14 protein-coding genes, 2 tRNA genes, 1 rRNA gene and 1 riboswitch are annotated in these 17470 nt (G+C 63.5%); of the genes, 8 read left to right on the forward strand and 9 right to left on the reverse strand.

Translation table 11 applies throughout. The features are described 5' to 3' along the window. Window positions 1-57 precede the first annotated feature (57 nt). The 3 genes from MTX19_RS37120 to MTX19_RS37130 all read right to left on the reverse strand — a co-directional run bounded on the left by MTX19_RS37120 (window position 58) and on the right by MTX19_RS37130 (window position 1980). Window positions 58-133 (reverse strand) — tRNA-Ala (locus MTX19_RS37120). Between the two features lie 36 nt (window positions 134-169). Further along, window positions 170-246: transfer RNA gene (locus MTX19_RS37125), tRNA-Ile, on the reverse strand. Between the two features lie 245 nt (window positions 247-491). After that, window positions 492-1980 (reverse strand): 16S ribosomal RNA (locus tag MTX19_RS37130). An 857-nt stretch (window positions 1981-2837) separates the two neighbouring features. Between MTX19_RS37130 and MTX19_RS37135 the strand changes: the two genes are divergently transcribed. The 3 genes from MTX19_RS37135 (at window position 2838) to MTX19_RS37145 (ending at window position 5802) form a co-directional block, all read left to right on the forward strand. After that, the gene (locus MTX19_RS37135; protein WP_280975379.1) at window positions 2838-4904 is read left to right on the forward strand and encodes a M23 family metallopeptidase; all 2067 of its coding nucleotides are present in this window, start codon (window positions 2838-2840) and stop codon (window positions 4902-4904) included. 193 nt (window positions 4905-5097) lie between these two features. Beyond that, window positions 5098-5460 carry an SPW repeat protein gene (locus MTX19_RS37140; RefSeq protein ID WP_280975378.1) on the forward strand — a complete coding sequence of 121 codons (363 nt, stop codon included), beginning with the start codon at window positions 5098-5100 and terminating at the stop codon, window positions 5458-5460. An 84-nt stretch (window positions 5461-5544) separates the two neighbouring features. Then, window positions 5545-5802: a hypothetical protein gene (locus tag MTX19_RS37145; RefSeq protein ID WP_280975377.1), complete on the forward strand. Its 258-nt coding sequence runs from the start codon at window positions 5545-5547 to the stop codon at window positions 5800-5802. Between the two features lie 4 nt (window positions 5803-5806). On the opposite strand, the gene MTX19_RS37150 is transcribed toward MTX19_RS37145, so the two are convergent. From MTX19_RS37150 to MTX19_RS37160, 3 genes are all read right to left on the reverse strand, one after another. Continuing rightward, window positions 5807-6217, reverse strand: a complete 411-nt coding sequence (locus tag MTX19_RS37150; protein WP_280981599.1) for a hypothetical protein — start codon at window positions 6215-6217, stop codon at window positions 5807-5809. A 286-nt stretch (window positions 6218-6503) separates the two neighbouring features. Then, complete coding sequence (gene clpB, locus MTX19_RS37155) at window positions 6504-9155, reverse strand: ATP-dependent chaperone ClpB (RefSeq protein ID WP_280981600.1); 2652 nt, start codon at window positions 9153-9155, stop codon at window positions 6504-6506. Window positions 9156-9355: 200 nt separating this feature from the next. After that, entirely contained in the window at window positions 9356-9922 is a 567-nt protein-coding gene (locus tag MTX19_RS37160) for a helix-turn-helix transcriptional regulator (RefSeq protein ID WP_280981601.1), read from the reverse strand. 57 nt (window positions 9923-9979) lie between these two features. On the opposite strand from MTX19_RS37160, the gene MTX19_RS37165 reads away from it, so the two are divergent. After that, complete coding sequence (locus MTX19_RS37165; RefSeq protein WP_280981602.1) at window positions 9980-10495, forward strand: GNAT family N-acetyltransferase; 516 nt, start codon at window positions 9980-9982, stop codon at window positions 10493-10495. A 56-nt stretch (window positions 10496-10551) separates the two neighbouring features. Further along, window positions 10552-11343 carry an MOSC domain-containing protein gene (locus tag MTX19_RS37170; RefSeq protein WP_280981603.1) on the forward strand — a complete coding sequence of 264 codons (792 nt, stop codon included), beginning with the start codon at window positions 10552-10554 and terminating at the stop codon, window positions 11341-11343. Between the two features lie 120 nt (window positions 11344-11463). On the opposite strand, the gene MTX19_RS37175 is transcribed toward MTX19_RS37170, so the two are convergent. Next, window positions 11464-12111, reverse strand: coding sequence for a TIGR02594 family protein (locus MTX19_RS37175; protein ID WP_280981604.1), 648 nt, complete (start codon window positions 12109-12111; stop codon window positions 11464-11466). Window positions 12112-12343: 232 nt separating this feature from the next. Here MTX19_RS37175 and MTX19_RS37180 point away from each other — a divergent pair, with 232 nt between their 5' ends. Further along, a complete protein-coding gene (locus tag MTX19_RS37180) occupies window positions 12344-13216 on the forward strand; it encodes an alpha/beta hydrolase (protein ID WP_280981605.1) in 873 nt (290 codons plus the stop codon). A 4-nt stretch (window positions 13217-13220) separates the two neighbouring features. On the opposite strand, the gene metW is transcribed toward MTX19_RS37180, so the two are convergent. Together metW and MTX19_RS37190 are read right to left on the reverse strand one after the other, a co-directional pair. Beyond that, entirely contained in the window at window positions 13221-13886 is a 666-nt protein-coding gene (metW, locus tag MTX19_RS37185; RefSeq protein ID WP_280981606.1) for a methionine biosynthesis protein MetW, read from the reverse strand. Further along, a complete protein-coding gene (locus MTX19_RS37190; RefSeq protein WP_280985738.1) occupies window positions 13883-15106 on the reverse strand; it encodes a homoserine O-acetyltransferase in 1224 nt (407 codons plus the stop codon). The genes metW and MTX19_RS37190 overlap by 4 nt, the downstream gene beginning before the upstream one ends. Before the next feature lie 84 nt (window positions 15107-15190). Further along, window positions 15191-15270: riboswitch (SAM riboswitch) on the reverse strand. A 165-nt stretch (window positions 15271-15435) separates the two neighbouring features. Between MTX19_RS37190 and MTX19_RS37195 the strand changes: the two genes are divergently transcribed. Next, window positions 15436-16284 carry a chorismate mutase gene (locus tag MTX19_RS37195; RefSeq protein ID WP_280981608.1) on the forward strand — a complete coding sequence of 283 codons (849 nt, stop codon included), beginning with the start codon at window positions 15436-15438 and terminating at the stop codon, window positions 16282-16284. An 87-nt stretch (window positions 16285-16371) separates the two neighbouring features. Further along, the gene (gene hisC / locus MTX19_RS37200; RefSeq protein ID WP_280981609.1) at window positions 16372-17469 is read left to right on the forward strand and encodes a histidinol-phosphate transaminase; all 1098 of its coding nucleotides are present in this window, start codon (window positions 16372-16374) and stop codon (window positions 17467-17469) included. Window position 17470: the final 1 nt, after the last annotated feature.

The raw sequence follows: 17470 nt of genomic DNA on the forward strand, positions 1-17470 counted from the left end.
GCAGCCTTCGCTTTAGTCGGGCTCGCCTAGCCGTAGCTGGCATCAGCCAGCGAAGGCTGGTGGAGCCAGACGGGATCGAACCGACGACCTCATGCTTGCAAAGCACGCGCTCTCCCAGCTGAGCTATGGCCCCGTAACCAGAAGACGAATGCTCCGCACTCGATCAAAGTGGTGGGCCTGGGAAGACTTGAACTTCCGACCTCACGCTTATCAAGCGCGCGCTCTAACCAACTGAGCTACAAGCCCCTAACGCTCATCTCTCGCGAGATGTCGGAGCCAGCTGGCGCGCAATCGGCTCGCGCCGATGCATCGCTCAAGCGCTCAGCCCCTGGCGCGTGTTCGTCCGCGAAGAAAGAGAAACGAAGACGGCGAAATCCCGCCAATGGAGCTCAATGATCTTGTGATCGATTGGCCCCTGAATGTTTCTAAAACGATCCGATAGATTGCTGCTGCAATAGGATTGCGTGAGCGATCTGAAGGATCATCCTTAGAAAGGAGGTGATCCAGCCGCAGGTTCCCCTACGGCTACCTTGTTACGACTTCACCCCAGTCGCTGACCCTACCGTGGCCGGCTGCCCCCTTTCGGTTAGCGCACCGTCTTCAGGTAAAACCAACTCCCATGGTGTGACGGGCGGTGTGTACAAGGCCCGGGAACGTATTCACCGTGGCGTGCTGATCCACGATTACTAGCGATTCCAACTTCATGGGCTCGAGTTGCAGAGCCCAATCCGAACTGAGACGGCTTTTTGAGATTTGCGAAGGGTCGCCCCTTAGCATCCCATTGTCACCGCCATTGTAGCACGTGTGTAGCCCAGCCCGTAAGGGCCATGAGGACTTGACGTCATCCCCACCTTCCTCGCGGCTTATCACCGGCAGTCTCCTTAGAGTGCTCAACTAAATGGTAGCAACTAAGGACGGGGGTTGCGCTCGTTGCGGGACTTAACCCAACATCTCACGACACGAGCTGACGACAGCCATGCAGCACCTGTCTCCGGTCCAGCCGAACTGAAGAACTCCGTCTCTGGAGTCCGCGACCGGGATGTCAAGGGCTGGTAAGGTTCTGCGCGTTGCGTCGAATTAAACCACATGCTCCACCGCTTGTGCGGGCCCCCGTCAATTCCTTTGAGTTTTAATCTTGCGACCGTACTCCCCAGGCGGAATGCTTAAAGCGTTAGCTGCGCCACTAGTGAGTAAACCCACTAACGGCTGGCATTCATCGTTTACGGCGTGGACTACCAGGGTATCTAATCCTGTTTGCTCCCCACGCTTTCGTGCCTCAGCGTCAGTATCGGGCCAGTGAGCCGCCTTCGCCACTGGTGTTCTTGCGAATATCTACGAATTTCACCTCTACACTCGCAGTTCCACTCACCTCTCCCGAACTCAAGATCTTCAGTATCAAAGGCAGTTCTGGAGTTGAGCTCCAGGATTTCACCCCTGACTTAAAGACCCGCCTACGCACCCTTTACGCCCAGTGATTCCGAGCAACGCTAGCCCCCTTCGTATTACCGCGGCTGCTGGCACGAAGTTAGCCGGGGCTTATTCTTGCGGTACCGTCATTATCTTCCCGCACAAAAGAGCTTTACAACCCTAGGGCCTTCATCACTCACGCGGCATGGCTGGATCAGGCTTGCGCCCATTGTCCAATATTCCCCACTGCTGCCTCCCGTAGGAGTTTGGGCCGTGTCTCAGTCCCAATGTGGCTGATCATCCTCTCAGACCAGCTACTGATCGTCGCCTTGGTGAGCCATTACCTCACCAACTAGCTAATCAGACGCGGGCCGATCTTTCGGCGATAAATCTTTCCCCGTAAGGGCTTATCCGGTATTAGCTGAAGTTTCCCTCAGTTGTTCCGAACCAAAAGGTACGTTCCCACGCGTTACTCACCCGTCTGCCGCTGACGTATTGCTACGCCCGCTCGACTTGCATGTGTTAAGCCTGCCGCCAGCGTTCGCTCTGAGCCAGGATCAAACTCTCAAGTTGGACTTGAAACCTTGAACCGGCTGATCACAACGTTTGACGAGGTCCCACCATTCTTCGCCGGCCGAAGCCGGCAAGCTGCCCACGATTCACATCGCTGGCAGCGATGGTGTAACCTTTAAAACGTGTACCGCCGAAGTCTTTCGTCCACTCTCGAAAGATGAAAGCCGAAGCCTTCAAGTATTCCGAGAGACGCAAGGACTCCGCCGTCCACGTTTCTCTTTCTTCATCTTCACTTGTCAAACAGCCCGGGATCTAGAGACCCCACACCCTATAGGGTGGTTCCGCCCCCAGCAACCGACGGTGAACCCCAGCCGACCTATACTAAGTCGACCGTTGCGTCACTCATCGAAGTGAGGAACATCAAGGGCGCGAATGCTTGCCTTGGCCCCGAGGGCCAATGCAGCGCCGCGCTCAGTGGGTGCCTTATAGGCCGGCCCCTTCCGGCTTGTCAACGCCCATTGTCAGAAAATCGTCGCACGACGACGAACTTTTTTCAGATGCGGAAAAGTCCCTGATTTTTGGGGACCTTACGCCGCACTTGAGCCACAATCCTGCGACGTTCTGACTATGGTTATGCACTGAACCGCGCGAAACCAGTGGGGGCTCGAGCGGTTTTTTCCGGGGGAGCTGGCGATTTCTCCATGAACCCGTCGCCTCTCCTCTTCACGGTCGAGCAACTTCGAGAGATCTGCACACCATTGACGTTCGAGATCACGGCTAGCTAATGGCCATCATCTCCAGGACTTCGATGTGTGGAGCTCGCCACGCTGCCGCAATCGCTCTCTAAAGGGCAAAGACGGAAGACGAGGACGAGCCGGGGTCTATCGAATGTTGGTGGAATTTGGGGGGACACTGGGTTGAGCCAACGGGCGTCACGCGGCAGCGGCTATGGGCGCGAGACCGGGATGATCGATCTCGGCCACGAACCGCCGCTTTCCGTCGACGGTACCGAGGCTGCGGTGATCGATCGCCGCCGTGTCTCCGTTCAATGGTTCAGCGGCACGATTCTGACTGGACTATGTGGCGCGGCCCTCATCGGCGGCGCCGTTTTTGCGTCGCTCGACGGCGAGATGACATTCGCCAAGGTGCCCGAGCGCGTCGAAAGCGCGCTGCGCGGCGCTCTCGGCGCCAATGATCGCGTGGTCAGCCTGCACAAGGGCGATCGCTTGCCGCCACCGAGCGATTCATCCGCCTCCCGCATCCTGATGCGTGTCTCGACCGTGACCCGCGTCGGCAATCGCGACGTGATGCGGGTGCGGCCCTTTATCCGCATTTCCGGCAATCTCGCGATGACCACGAGCGATCTGTCGGCGAAGGTCCCGCCGTTCAACGCGCAGCGCCTGCTGGCCGACGTCGGCACCGACACGCCGGCCACGGCCGAGGACCCCAACAATCCCGAAGCCGTCGAGCCCGACGCCGAGGTCTCTTTCATCACCAAGGATCTGGGCAGCGTGCTGCCGAAGGCGAAGCTCGCCGCCGTCGTCCCGCTCGACGATGTTCTGATGCGGGTGCGCGACGCCGCCAACTGGCACGGCTCCGGCAGATCGGTGCGTTACACGCTTGCCAATGCCGCGGCCGATGCGACCGGCGCCTCGGACATGAGAATGGCCTACGCCACCGAGGGCAACGTCTCCGATCCCTATGCGGGCTTCGAGACCCGCGTGGTGCCGGAAAACGTCACCCTGCTGCCGAAGACCAAGGAGCAAGCCACCGGCGGCAATCCGGTCGGCGAGCGGGTTCACGTCGTCAAGAAGGGCGACACCATCGTCTCGATCCTGCGCGACCAGGGCGCGACGCCCGAGGAAGCCAAGGCGATCGCCGCGAATCTCGGTCCGCGCGGCCGCGACGGCGGCCTGAAGGAAGGCCAGAAGGTGCGGATCCTGATGGCGCCGGCCGCCCCGGGACCGGGCGTGCGGCTGCAGCCCTGGCGCGTGATCGTCGCCAACGATTCGGTCATCGAAGCCGTGGCCGCGCTGTCCGACATGGGCAAATACGTCGCCGTCGACGTGCAGAGCATGAACACGGTCACCGACACCGCTGACAATTCCAGCGACGACGACGATGAGGATGATGGCAGCGGCGTGCGGCTCTATCAGAGCATTTACGAGACTGCGCTGCGCAACAAGGTGCCGCCGACCGTCATCGAGGACATGGTCCGAATCTACTCCTACGACGTCGACTTCCAGCGCAAGGTGCAGCCCGGCGATTCCTTCGACGTGTTCTATGCCGGCGAGGACGAAGGCACGACGAGCACCGACAAGACCGAGGTGCTCTATGCCGCACTGACGGTGGGCGGCGAGACCAAGAAATATTACCGCTTCCAGAGTTCCGACGACGGACTGGTCGACTACTATGACGAGACCGGAAAGAGCGCGAAGAAGTTCCTGGTGCGCAAACCGGTCAACAACGCGATCATGCGCTCGGGCTTCGGCGCTCGGCGCCACCCGATCCTCGGCTATGTGAAGATGCACACCGGCGTCGACTGGGCAACCGCCTACGGTACGCCGATCTTCGCCTCCGGCAACGGCGTGGTCGAGAAGGCCGGGCTCGAGGGCGGCTATGGCAAGTATATCCGGATCAAGCACGCCAACGGCTACGAGACCGCCTACGGCCATTTGTCGGCCTTCGCCAAGGGCATGGAGGTCGGCAAGAAGGTGCGGCAGGGCCAGGTCATCGGCTTCGTCGGCTCGACCGGTCAGTCGACCGGTCCCCACGTTCACTACGAAATCCTGGTCAACGGCCGCTTCGTCGATCCAATGCGCGTGAAACTGCCGCGCGGCCGTTCGCTGGAAGGCCCGATGCTGGCGGCCTTCGAAAAGGAGCGCGACCGGATCGACGCCCAGATGAACAGCCGCGGCAGCGCGCGCATCGTCTCCGACGCCACCGGCAGCGCCCCGATGGCGCGGTCCACCAGCAACCGCTGATCGTTCCCCCGGGGCCACACGGGCCGCCTGACCACGCCGCTGCGCTCCCTCTGGCGGCTGATTGCCGCGTCGAAACGCCCGCCGCCGGAGGCCCTGGCGGCGGCGATTTCCGCCAAATTTCGTGGAACAAGACCGGAACCCGAACGGCGGTCGTCCAGTTGATTCGCAGGTGAAACCTCCAGTGGAGGGTGTCATGGAGAACTGGACGAACGCAAAGCTGTGTGACGTCGCGAACCTGATCCTCGGGGCGATTCTTTTCCTGTCGCCGTGGCTGTTCAAGTTCGACGGCGGAACGGTTTCCACCAACGCCCATATCGTCGGCATTGTCATGGTGATCCTTGCGATCGCCGCGCTTGCGGCATTTGCGGTCTGGGAGGAGTGGCTGAACCTCATCGTCGGGCTTTGGGCGCTGGTCTCGCCGTGGGTCCTTGGCTTCCAGGGAAGCACTACCCCGATGACCGTGCACGTGGTCATCGGCATCGCAGTCGCGATCCTTGCGGCGATCGAGCTCTGGGTAATGTCCCAGCATCCGCCCCGGCTCACGACGCACAGCTGAGGCATTGAACTCATGCATCCTTACCCGCCGGCCGGGATGGCCGGCGGGTAATGGCGTCTCTGTGCCCAATGAGGATTTGCAACCATGACCCGGCTCACCCGCGACGACGTGTTGAAGGCCGTCGGCTACGCCGACGATGTCACGATCGCCAAGATCATCGCCTCCGGCGCAACCGTCACCGAGCTCGCCGAAGCCAAGGCTTGGCTCGCCAATGACGAGCCGTTGATGAACGCCGGCAAGCCGCTCGCGACCGGGCGCGCTCGCGAGCTGGTCGATATCCTTTCCGAACTCGAGCCCAGCGAGGACGATGATCCCGCTTTGCCGAGCCCCCCGCAGGAATGACCGCCTACGGCGCGAGGCTTGCGCACACCAGGAACACGATTCCGATTGCGGTCAATCCGAAGGCGACTGCCGCGAGCGGCAGCAACATGTCGATCGTGGCATGGGTGCTGTTGAGCGTGCTGCCCCAGACCGCGAAATCGGCAGCGCGCCATTCGCGGAATGGGACCGTCTGCTGATGCGCTTCATGCGGACGACGATGTTTTCGCCAGATCAGCGATAGCAGCCACGGCAGCAGCACCGCGACAAACAGCAGCACACTGACCATCGCAAGCGAAAGCTCGATATCGTTCTTGCGATCGAACAGGAGCCACGCCGCGAGCGCAAACCATGCAACCAGGCCGGTGGCCAGGCCATAGACATACGGGTGGAGCTCGTCATAGACGGGCCGGTTATGGGCGGTAAGTTCCCTGCTCATCAGATACACCTTCCTCTGAGAGGGATCGGCGGCGCGGTTTCGCGCAACGACGCGAGCACCCGGCCAATTCTGTTTTCGGGGGCAGCACAGTGGGTGTTGCCGCGCCAACCGATCATGAATGGGAAACGGCCGCCGTCCGCCCGCGTTTCATTAAAAAACTTGGCGGCCCATAAGGAACCGCCGCGCGCGTGCGTAAGACTGCCCGACATCGGGAGATACACCGAAGAATCGCGCGGCGTCGCTCGATGCAGCCTATCGCTAGGCTGCATCGAGATTGGCGAGGTGATCAGTTCAGCTTGCGCTTCGGGACCGGCGGCTCGAACTGCATAATCTCGGCGGTGTTGGGCACCTGGCCGTTGAAGGTCAGCACGTTGCCTTTCTCCGAGATCACCACGCGATCGCCGTCCTTGACCTCGCCGGCGAGGATCATCTCGGCGAGCGGATCCTGCACGCTGTGCTGGATCACGCGCTTCAGCGGACGGGCGCCGTAGGCGGGATCCCAGCCCTTCTCGGCGAGCCAGTTCCGCGCCTTGGCGTCGAGCTCGAGCTCGATCTTGCGATCCTCCAGCAATTTTCGCAGGCGCGCGAACTGGATCTCGACGATCCGGCCCATCTCGCTCTTCTGCAGGCGGTGGAACAGGATGATCTCGTCGATGCGGTTCAGGAACTCCGGCCTGAAATGCGTCCGCACGACGCCCATCACCTGGTCACGGACCGCTGACGTGTCCTCGCCCTCCGGCTGATTCACCAGGAATTCCGAGCCGAGGTTCGAGGTCATGATGATCAGCGTGTTGCGGAAGTCGACGGTGCGGCCCTGGCCATCGGTCAGACGGCCGTCATCGAGCACCTGCAGCAGCACGTTGAAGACGTCGGGATGCGCCTTCTCGATCTCGTCGAACAGCACCACCTGGTAGGGCCTGCGCCGCACGGCTTCGGTCAGCGCTCCACCCTCGTCGTAGCCGACATAGCCCGGAGGCGCGCCGATCAGCCGCGAGACCGAATGCTTCTCCATGAACTCGGACATATCGAGCCGGACCATCGCAGTCTCGTCGTTGAACAAGTCAGCGGCGAGCGCCTTGGTCAGCTCGGTCTTGCCGACGCCGGTGGGACCCAAGAACATGAACGAGCCGGTCGGCCGGTTCGGATCCTGCAGGCCCGCGCGTGCACGGCGCACGGCGGTTGCCACCGCATGCACGGCTTCGGCCTGGCCGACAACGCGCTTGGCAAGCGAGTCCTCCATTCTCAGGAGCTTATCCTTTTCGCCCTCGAGCATCTTGTCGACCGGCACGCCGGTCCAGCGCGAGACGACCTGCGCGATGTGGTTGGCGGTGACCGCCTCCTCCATCATCCCGCTGTCGTTCTGCTTGCCGCTTTCCTTGGCCTCGATCTCGGCGAGCTTCTTCTCCAGCTCGGGGATCCGGCCATAGGCCAGTTCGCCCGCCTTCTGGAATTCGCCGCGGCGCTGCGCGTTGGCCAGCTCGACGCGGAGCGCATCGAGTTCGCTCTTCAGCTTCTGCGCATTGGAGAGCTTGTTCTTCTCCGCGCTCCACCGCGCCGTCAGCGCCGCCGACCGCTCCTCGAGCTCGGTGAGTTCCTTCTCCAGCGTCTGCAGGCGGCTCTTGGAGCCGGCATCGCTCTCCTTCTTCAGCGCCTCCTGCTCGATCTTGAGCCGGATGATGTCGCGGTCGAGTGAGTCGAGCTCTTCCGGCTTGGAATCGACCTGCATCTTCAGCCGCGCCGCGGCCTCGTCCATCAGGTCGATGGCCTTGTCGGGCAGGAAGCGGTCGGTGATGTAGCGGTTCGACAGCGTGGCCGCGGCCACCAACGCGGAGTCGGCGATACGGACGCCGTGATGCTGCTCGTACTTGTCCTTCAAGCCGCGCAGGATCGAGATCGTGTCCTCGACCGTGGGCTCACTGACATAGATCGGCTGGAACCGCCGCGCCAGTGCGGCGTCCTTCTCGACATGCTTCTGGTATTCGTCGAGCGTGGTCGCGCCGATGCAGTGCAGCTCGCCGCGGGCAAGCGCCGGCTTCAAGAGGTTGGACGCGTCCATCGCGCCGTCGGCCTTGCCGGCGCCGATCAGCGTGTGCATCTCGTCGATGAACAGGACGATGCCGCCCTCTGCGGACGAGACCTCCTGCAGCACGGCCTTCAGCCGCTCCTCGAACTCACCGCGATACTTCGCGCCGGCAATCAGCGCGCCCATGTCGAGCGACAGGAGCTTCTTGTCCTTCAGGCTCTCCGGCACGTCGCCATTGAGGATACGCAGCGCCAGGCCCTCGACGATCGCGGTCTTGCCGACGCCGGGCTCACCGATCAGCACGGGATTGTTCTTGGTCCGCCGCGACAGCACCTGGATGGTGCGGCGGATCTCCTCGTCGCGGCCGATCACCGGATCGAGCTTGCCGTCGCGCGCAGCCTGGGTCAGGTCGCGGGCATACTTCTTCAGCGCGTCATAGGCGTTCTCGGCGGTCGCCGAATCCGCCGTGCGGCCCTTGCGCAGTGCTTCGATCGCCGCGTTCAGGCTCTGCGGCGTGACGCCGCCCTTGCTCAGGATGGTCGCGACCTCGCTGTTCTTCTCGAGCGCGAGCCCGAGCAGCAGCCGCTCGACGGTGACGAAGCTGTCGCCGGCCTTGTCGGCGGCCTTCTCCGCCGCATCGAAGGCGCGCGCCAGCTCCGGAGACAGGTAGACCTGCCCGGCACCGCTTCCCGACACTTTCGGAAGCTTGTTCAGCGCCTCTTCGGTCGCTTTCAGGATCGCCCTGGAATTGCCGCCGGCGCGGTCGATCAGACCGCCGGCGAGCCCCTCGCTGTCGTCCAGCAGCACTTTCAGCAAATGCAACGGCGAGAACTGCTGGTGGCCATCGCGCATTGCGAGCGACTGGGCAGACTGGATGAATCCGCGCGCGCGCTCGGTGTACTTCTCAATGTTCATTCGTTTTCCCTCGGCCTGCCATCGTCACCCCTCAGGCATGACAACGGCATCTTCATTGGGTTTCCGCGGGCCGCATCGACGTTCCTCAATCGGCCTCTGGTCGTCGCCATCATTTCTTAGGCTTGCCGCAGATGTGGGCACTTGGTTCCAAAACGGAAGAGCCACAGCTCGCGATTTTGCCCGGCGGTTACAATCGCGTGTCAGCGCCGCACGATGGCGACAAGGTAGCGGCAGGGCTGAGCACTCTCATTACGGAAGACGATGTCCGATGGCGGTCCGAGCTCGATACGGTCGCCCGCGGCAAGCTCGTGACGAGCCGCCCCCTCCATCAGGGTGAGGCGGCCGTCGATGACCCAGACCACCTGACGGATCAGGTGATAGGCGCTGGCGGGAAAGCCGACCTCCTGCCTGGCAGGAAGCTCGATCTCGACCAGTTCCAGCGGATTGGCAGGATGCAGGAACACCTGCCGCCGCAGATAGGCCGCCTTCGGATCGCGCCAGACGGGTTGATCCTTGGCGCGCTGCAGGCGGGAACCTTCTGACACCGCCGGCTCGAATAGCGCGGCTATGGTCAGACCATAGGCCGTCGCGATCCGCGACAGCGTCGCCGCCGTCGGGCTCGCCTCGGCCCGCTCGATCTTGCTGAGCATGGCCTTGGACACGCCGGCCCGTCCGGCCAGTTCCGCCAGCGACCAGCCACGGCCCTCCCGTTCGGCACGGACCCGCCTCCCGAGAGCCTCATCAGCCTTGTCTTCTATAATTGACATATTGTCTTATATAGTAAACGATCGGTTCGTTCAAGAGGCCCGATTGAGGAACCTAAGATGACTATCCGCCCAGCTACCGAGCACGACATTCCCGCGATCACCGCGATCTACAACGAGGCGGTCGCCAACTCGAACGCGGTCTGGACGGAGAAGCAGGACACCGAGGCCGAACGGCTGGCGTGGATGAAGGCGAGACAAGCGCTCGGCTACCCGGTGCTGGTCGCCGCCGAGGGATCGACGGTCCTCGGCTACGGCACATTCGGCGACTTCCGGGCCTGGCCGGGCTACCGCTACAGCGTCGAGCACAGCGTCTATATCCATGCCGACCATCGCGGCCGTGGGCTCGGGCGCCTCATCGTTGACGAACTGGTGGCGGCCGCAACCGTGCTCGGCAAGCACGTCCTGATCGCCGGGATCGACGGCGGCAATCAGGCCTCGCTCCGGCTGCATGCTGCGATGGGCTTCGTCGAGGTGGCGCGCATGCCGGAGATCGGACGCAAGTTCGGCCGCTGGCTGGATCTCGTGTTCATGCAGCGGACCCTCGACACACCCGGAGCGCCGCGCGCCGACTAGCTGCCTTCCTGTTCCCGGAGGTTCTCCTCGCGCGTCAAACAAGTTAGAGGGGGCGGATGGACAACACACGCACCTCCTCCGCCAGGATCGCCGGCATCTACCGTTACCCCGTCAAAGGCCTCACGCCGGAGCCCTTGCCCCGCGCGGAGCTAAGGGCCGGCCAGACGCTGCGATCCGACCGCCGCTATGCGATCGAGAACGGTCCGAGCGGCTTCGATCCGGCGGCACCGAAGTGGCTGCCGAAACCGCATTTCCTGATGCTGCAGCGGGACGAGTGGCTGGCGCCGCTGCGTGCCCATTTCGACGACGACAGCCACGTGCTGACGCTGCGCCGGGACGGCGCGATGGTGGCCCAGGGCGACCTCGAGACCGCCGCAGGGCGCGCGGCAATCGAGCGCTATTTCGCCGGTCACCATGCCGGCGTGATCAAGGGACCGCCCAGAGTGCTGGCGAGCCCTGGCCACAGCTTCTCCGACGTCGCGCGCAAGGTGGTCTCGATCATCAATCTCGCGAGCCTGCGCGCCATCGAGAACCTGGTGCAGGCGCCGGTTCATCCCTTGCGCTTTCGCGCCAATCTCTATGTCGAGGGCTGGCCTGCCTGGCATGAGGCGGGCCTGCTCGACCAGACCATCGCGATCGGCAGCGCGCGGGCCAAGATAGTGAAGCGCATCACCCGCTGCGCCGCGGTCAATGTCGATCCCGAGACCGGCGTGCGCGACCTCATGATCCCGCAGACTTTGATGCAGCGCTTCGGCAACAATGAGTGCGGCGTCTATGCCGAGATCATTGCCGACGGCAGCGTCGCGGTGAATGACACGATCGCCGCCGAGCAGTCGACGCTGGTGTAGGTACGTCTCGTAGTCGCGTAGGATGGGTAGAGCGTAGCGAAACCCATCACTTTAGCCCCGAGACGCTGACGGTGGGTTTCGCTTCGCTCTACCCACCCTATTCCGGCTCGCAATGAGCGTTCAATTCGTGGGCATCACGTAGGCATAGATCCGGCCGCGCGACACCGGCGCCTCGCGGACACGGTTGCCGTTGTTGCCCGAGATCATGATCGGATTGCCCTTTGCGTCGATGCCGGTGATGATGCCGACATGACCGCCGCCGCGGCGGCTCATGACCGCGATGGCGCCGACCTGCGGACCCGAAACGCGCTGGCCGTATTTGGCGAACGAACTTGCCATGTCGGAGCCAGTGCCACGATAGCCCGACTCCTTCAGCACCATGTTCATGAAGCGCGCGCACCACAGGCTCGCGCGGCCGGTCGGATTGCCGCCGAGATAGCGGCGTGCCTCGGCGACGAGGCCCGACGAACCGAAGCTGCCTTTCTCCGTCACGCCGCCCGTGTTCGGCACCACGCTGGCATTGGCGTCGGCGAGATCGTGGGCCCGCATCCGTGCGACGCCGCGCTCCCAGCGCGAGAGGCGCGTTGCATGGCGATAGTGACGATGGGCGTAGTGGCGCGCATGATCGCCGGCATGGGCCGAATGCGCGTGACGTGAATGGTGGGGGCGGGCGGAAGCTGGAGCGGCGGAAACGACGGCGAGAGTGAGCGAACCAAGAGCCAGCGCTAAAAGACGAAGCGACCGGCAATACGCAAGCAACTGAATCATATTTTCACGAGATCCTCTGTAGTACCCCCAATCCCCATCGCGTTCCCTGCGGAACACGGCGGGGCTTTGAAAAATCGAGATGTGGCGAGAGGAAGGCTTCTTGCGGCGCTGCGGAAACGATTTCTGGGTTATTCCGCGCAAATTCCACGACGAAAAAAGAATCGGAGCTGCCGCATTGCGGCCCAGGAAATTAATTGCAAATCTGGGGCCGGCCCACGAGAAGGAATTTCAAATGCCCCATGCCGTAACGAAAGATAATGTCCGCCTCCATTTCGAAGAAGCGGGCAACGGGACCCCGATCATTTTCCTGCACGAGTTCGCCGCTGATCACACCAATTGGGAACCGCAGATGCGGTACTTCTCGCGCGGGCACCGCTGCATCGCCTATTCGGCGCGTGGCTACACGCCGTCGGACGTGCCGCCGAATGCCGACGTCTACACCTACAAGCATTTCTATACCGATGCGCTCGCGGTTCTCGACCATCTCGGGATCGTGAAAGCGCATTTCATCGGCCTTTCGATGGGCTCCTACTCATCGCTGCAGATCGGCCTCAATGCGCCGGAGCGCGCAATCTCGATGACGCTCGCCGCCGTCGGCTCCGGCTCCAGCCTGGAAAATCTCGATGCCTTCCGCGCGCAGTGCCGCGCCAATGCCGAGCAGTATGAGGCGATCGGCTCGGTCGAGGTCGCGAAGGTCACGCGCGAGGCGCCGAGCCGGATTCCGTTCCTCCTGAAGGACCCGCGCGGTCACGCCGATTTCTATGCCGCCCTCGCCCGTCATGACGCCAAAGGCTCGGCCAACACGATGCGCAGTTTTCAAGGCGGCCGGCCCTCGATCTACACCATGACGGAGGCGATCCGGCGCGTGCCGACGCCGGCGCTGATCCTGTGCGGCGACGAGGACGACAATTGCATCGAGCCCAGCATGTTCCTGAAGAAGCATCTGCCGGCGACGGGCCTCGCCTTCTTTCCGAAGTCGGGCCACGTGCTCAATCTCGAGGAGCCCGCGCTGTTCAACGAGATGGTCGAACGCTTCATCGCGCTGGTCGAGGCCGGACGCTGGCCGGTGCGCGATCCGCGCTCGCTGGTGGCGGCGCCGGTGTGAACCGTCACTTCCCTTTCTCGCCGCGGCTCAGCAGGAACACGCCCTGCTCGCCGAACATGTTCCAGACCCACCAGGGCAGATTGAGCGGCACCGGGCGGCCGTAGAGATCGAGCGCGACCGCGCGCTCCATCTTGCCGTTGATCTCGTCGCAGAGCTGGACGAAGTCCTTGATGGTGCAGAAATGGATGTTGGCGGTGTCGTACCAGGTCGCTGGCAGGTTCTCGGTGCGCGGCATGTGGCCACCGATCAAGAGCTGCAGCCGCATCTTCCAGAACCCGAAATTCGGGAACGAGACGATGGCGCGGTGGCCGATGCGCAGCAGATTCTCCAGTACCACTTTGGGCTGCCGCGTCGCCTGCAAGGTCTGCGACAGGATCACATAGTCGAAGGCGTCGTCGGGATAATTGACGAGGTCGGTGTCGGCATCGCCCTGCACCACCGCGAGCCCCTTGGCAACGCAGCGGTTGACGCCCTCGCGCGACAGCTCGATGCCGCGCCCGTCGATGCCGCGGCTCTCCAGCAGCTCCAAGAGGTCACCGTCGCCGCAGCCGACGTCGAGCACGCGCGAACCCGGAGCCACCATGTCGGCGACGAGGAGATGGTCAGCGCGGTAGCTTCCGGTTCGCTCGGGCGCGACGCCGGGCAGCGGCAGGGTTTGCTGGATGCTCATGACTGGTCGTCGCCATTTCCAAGCCCGCGCGCCTTGCCTGCGGCCTGCAGGAAGGCGCGGGAGATATCCAGGAATTCGGGCACGTCGAGCAGGAACGCGTCGTGGCCCTTATCGGTCTCGATCTCGGCGAACGACACCCGCGCGCTCGAGGCATTCAGCGCGTGCACCAGCGCGCGTGACTCCGAGGTCGGGAACAGCCAGTCGCTGGTGAACGAGATCACGCAGAAGCGCGTCTTGATGCCGGTGAACGCCTTCGCCAGCACACCGTTGTGATCGGCGGCGATGTCGAAATAGTCCATCGCGCGCGTCAAATAGAGATAGCTGTTGGCGTCGAAGCGCTCGACGAATGACGAGCCCTGGTAGCGCAGATAGCTCTCGACCTGGAAATCCGCATCGAACGAGAAGGTGGGCAGGTCGCGGTCCTGCATCCGCCGCCCGAATTTGCGATGCAGCGCGGCGTCCGAGAGATAGGTGATGTGCGCGGCCATCCGCGCCACCGCGAGCCCGCGATGCGGATGCGTGTCCTCGTCGACATAGCGGCCGCCACGCCAGTCCGGATCGGCCATCACGGCCTGCCGTCCGAGCTCGTGAAAGGCGATGTTCTGCGCAGAGTGGCGTGTCGCGCAGGCGATCGCGAGCGTCGAGAACACGCGCTCGGGATAAGCCGCGACCCATTGCACCGCCTGCATGCCGCCCATCGAGCCGCCGACCACGCAGAACAGCGTCGTGATGCCGAGACGATCGATCAGCATCGCCTGGGCGCGCACCATGTCGGGAATGGTGATGATCGGGAAATCCAGCCCCCATACCTTGCCGGTGGCAGGGTTGAACGAGGCAGGGCCGGTCGAGCCCATGCAGCCGCCGATCACGTTGGAGCAGATGATGAAATATTTGCGCGGGTCGAGCGGCTTGCGGGCGCCGACCATGGTCTCCCACCAGCCGGGCTTGCCGGTGACGGGATGGATGTTGTTGACGTGCTGATCGCCGGTCAGCGCGTGACAGACCAGGATCGCGTTGGAGCGGTCGGCGTTTAGCTCGCCATAGGTCTGGTAGGCGATCTGGAATGGTGCGAGATCGACGCCGCAGTCGAGCTTCAGCGGCTGCTCGATGCCGAACTTCGCCACCAACGACGAGGGATGATCGGCCTCATGGGCGCGATCATCACTATTGATCGAAGGGCTCGTGATCGAAGGGCTCGGTATCGGACGCACGTTGCTCATCTAGGCGACCCCGCCTCCGCGCGGGAGGCCTCGAACAGGAATCAGGCCATAAAAAACCCGGCCTGAACAAAGGTTCGGCCGGGAGCTGATCTGTCCCCGGCCTGTTTAGCGAGTTGTTTAACGTGGCTGCAAGCCGGCCGGCTCAAATGACCACGGAAGTGCAGGGAAACTAGTCCTCGGACCCCGTGTCGTCAAGGTTAGCCTCGCCCTCACCCCATGGTTAACCCGATCGCGCAAGGCACGCCTGCGACGTTTCTCTTTGCTTTCGGCGGCCGTCTTTCCTAATCAGGGACACAGTCATCGGGCCGCCCGGATCACAAGGTTTTCAGATGTCCAACCCTCCCCCGTCGCCGCCTTCGCTGCAGGAGCTGCGCAAGGAGATCGACGCAATCGACGAGCAGGTCCACCGCCTGCTGATGGCGCGCGGCGATATCATCGACCGCCTGATCCAGGTCAAGAAGACCCAGGAGGTCGGCTCGGCATTTCGCCCCGCACGCGAGGCCAGCATGATGCGCGGCCTGGTCGAGCGGCATCGTGGCATCCTGCCGCTCGACACCATCGAGAGCATCTGGCGCGTCATCATCTCGACCTTCACCTACGTGCAGGCGCCGTTCTCGGTGCATGCCGACGTCTCCGTCGGCGAGTCCGCGATGCGGGATTCGGCGCGATTCCATTTCGGCTTCGTGGTGCCCTATGTGGCGCATTTCAGCGCGCAGGCCGCGGTCGATGCGGTGGCGTCGTCCAAGGGCGACCTCGCGCTGGTCTCCGCGATTGCAAGCCGCACGCCGTGGTGGAACGCGCTCGAAGCCAGTGGCGCGCCGAAGATCATCGCACGGCTGCCGTTCCTCGAGCGCGCCGATCACCCCGCCGCGCTGCCGGTGTTCGTGGTCTCGCGAGTCGCCGACGATGCCATGGTGACGGAAGTCCAGGTGTGGAGCGTGCGCGTCTCCGGCTGGAACGCCGACGTCGCGCGCGCGCTGGCGCCGCTCGCGGAAATCGTCGCGGTGCCCGACACCGCCTTCGACGGCGCGGCGCTGCTGGTGTCGGTCGCGGGTACCGGCTTCGAGGCGATCAAGCTCGCCTTGATCCAGGCCGGCGCCTCGGTCCGCTCGTCGGCCCTCGTCGGCAGCCACGCAACGCGCTATACGGTGCCTCCTGGCGGGTCGGCCAGAAGTTAAGCCCCCCGCCTTGATGCTTGTTTTGACGCGTTTTCTTGCGCGAACCGGTATCCACTTCGCTGGAAAACGCTCTGTCCGGAGTTGATGATGTCCCGCCCCGTGCCGAACCCCGGCATCCTCGAAATTGCGCCCTACACGCCGGGCAAGAGCCCGGTGCCGGAACCGGGGCGCAAGGTGTTCAAGCTGTCCGCCAACGAGACGCCGTTCGGCCCGTCGCCGAAGGCGATCGCGGCCTACAAGCACGCAGCCGACCATCTCGAGGACTACCCGGAGGGTACTTCGCGCGTGCTGCGCGAAGCGATCGGCCGCACCTACGGTCTCGATCCCGACCGCATCATCTGCGGCGCCGGGTCCGACGAGATCCTCAATCTGCTCGCGCACACCTATCTCGCACAAGGCGACGAGGCGATCTCGACCACCCACGGCTTCCTGGTCTACCCGATCGCAACCATGGCGAACGGCGCCAAGAACGTCATCGCCGCCGAGAGCAACTTCACCGCCGACGTCGACGCGATCCTGAAGGCGGTGACGCCGCGCACCAAGCTGGTCTGGCTCGCCAACCCGAACAACCCGACCGGCACCTATCTGCCGTTCGACGAGGTCAAGCGCCTGCGCGCCGCTCTCCCGTCGCAGGTACTGCTGGTGCTCGACGCCGCCTATGCCGACTACGTCTCGCGCAACGATTACGAGTTCGGCATCGAGCTCGTCGCCACCACCGACAACACGGTGGTCACCCACACCTTCTCGAAGATCCATGGGCTCGCCGCGCTGCGCGTGGGCTGGATGTTCGGGCCGGCGCACATCGTCGATGCCTGCAACCGCATCCGCGGTCCATTCAACGTCTCGACGCCGGCGATGCTGGCGGCCGCGGCGGCGATCGAGGACTCCGCGCATGTGCAGATGTCGAAGACGCACACCGAAAAGTGGCGCAGCTGGCTGACCGAGGAGTTCGGCAAGCTCGGGCTCAAGGTGACGCCGAGCGTCGCGAACTTCGTGCTGATCCATTTCCCGACCGACAAGGGCAGGACCGCGGCGGAAGCCGACGCCTATCTCACACGGCGCGGCCTCGTGCTGCGCGCACTCAACAATTACAAGCTGCCGCACGCGCTGCGCATGACCATCGGCACCGAGGAAGCCAACCGCCTCGTGGTCGAGAGCCTGCGCGACTTCATGGCCGGAAGGTGAA

This window comes from Bradyrhizobium sp. ISRA464 (assembly GCF_029910095.1).
Classification (GTDB): domain Bacteria; phylum Pseudomonadota; class Alphaproteobacteria; order Rhizobiales; family Xanthobacteraceae; genus Bradyrhizobium.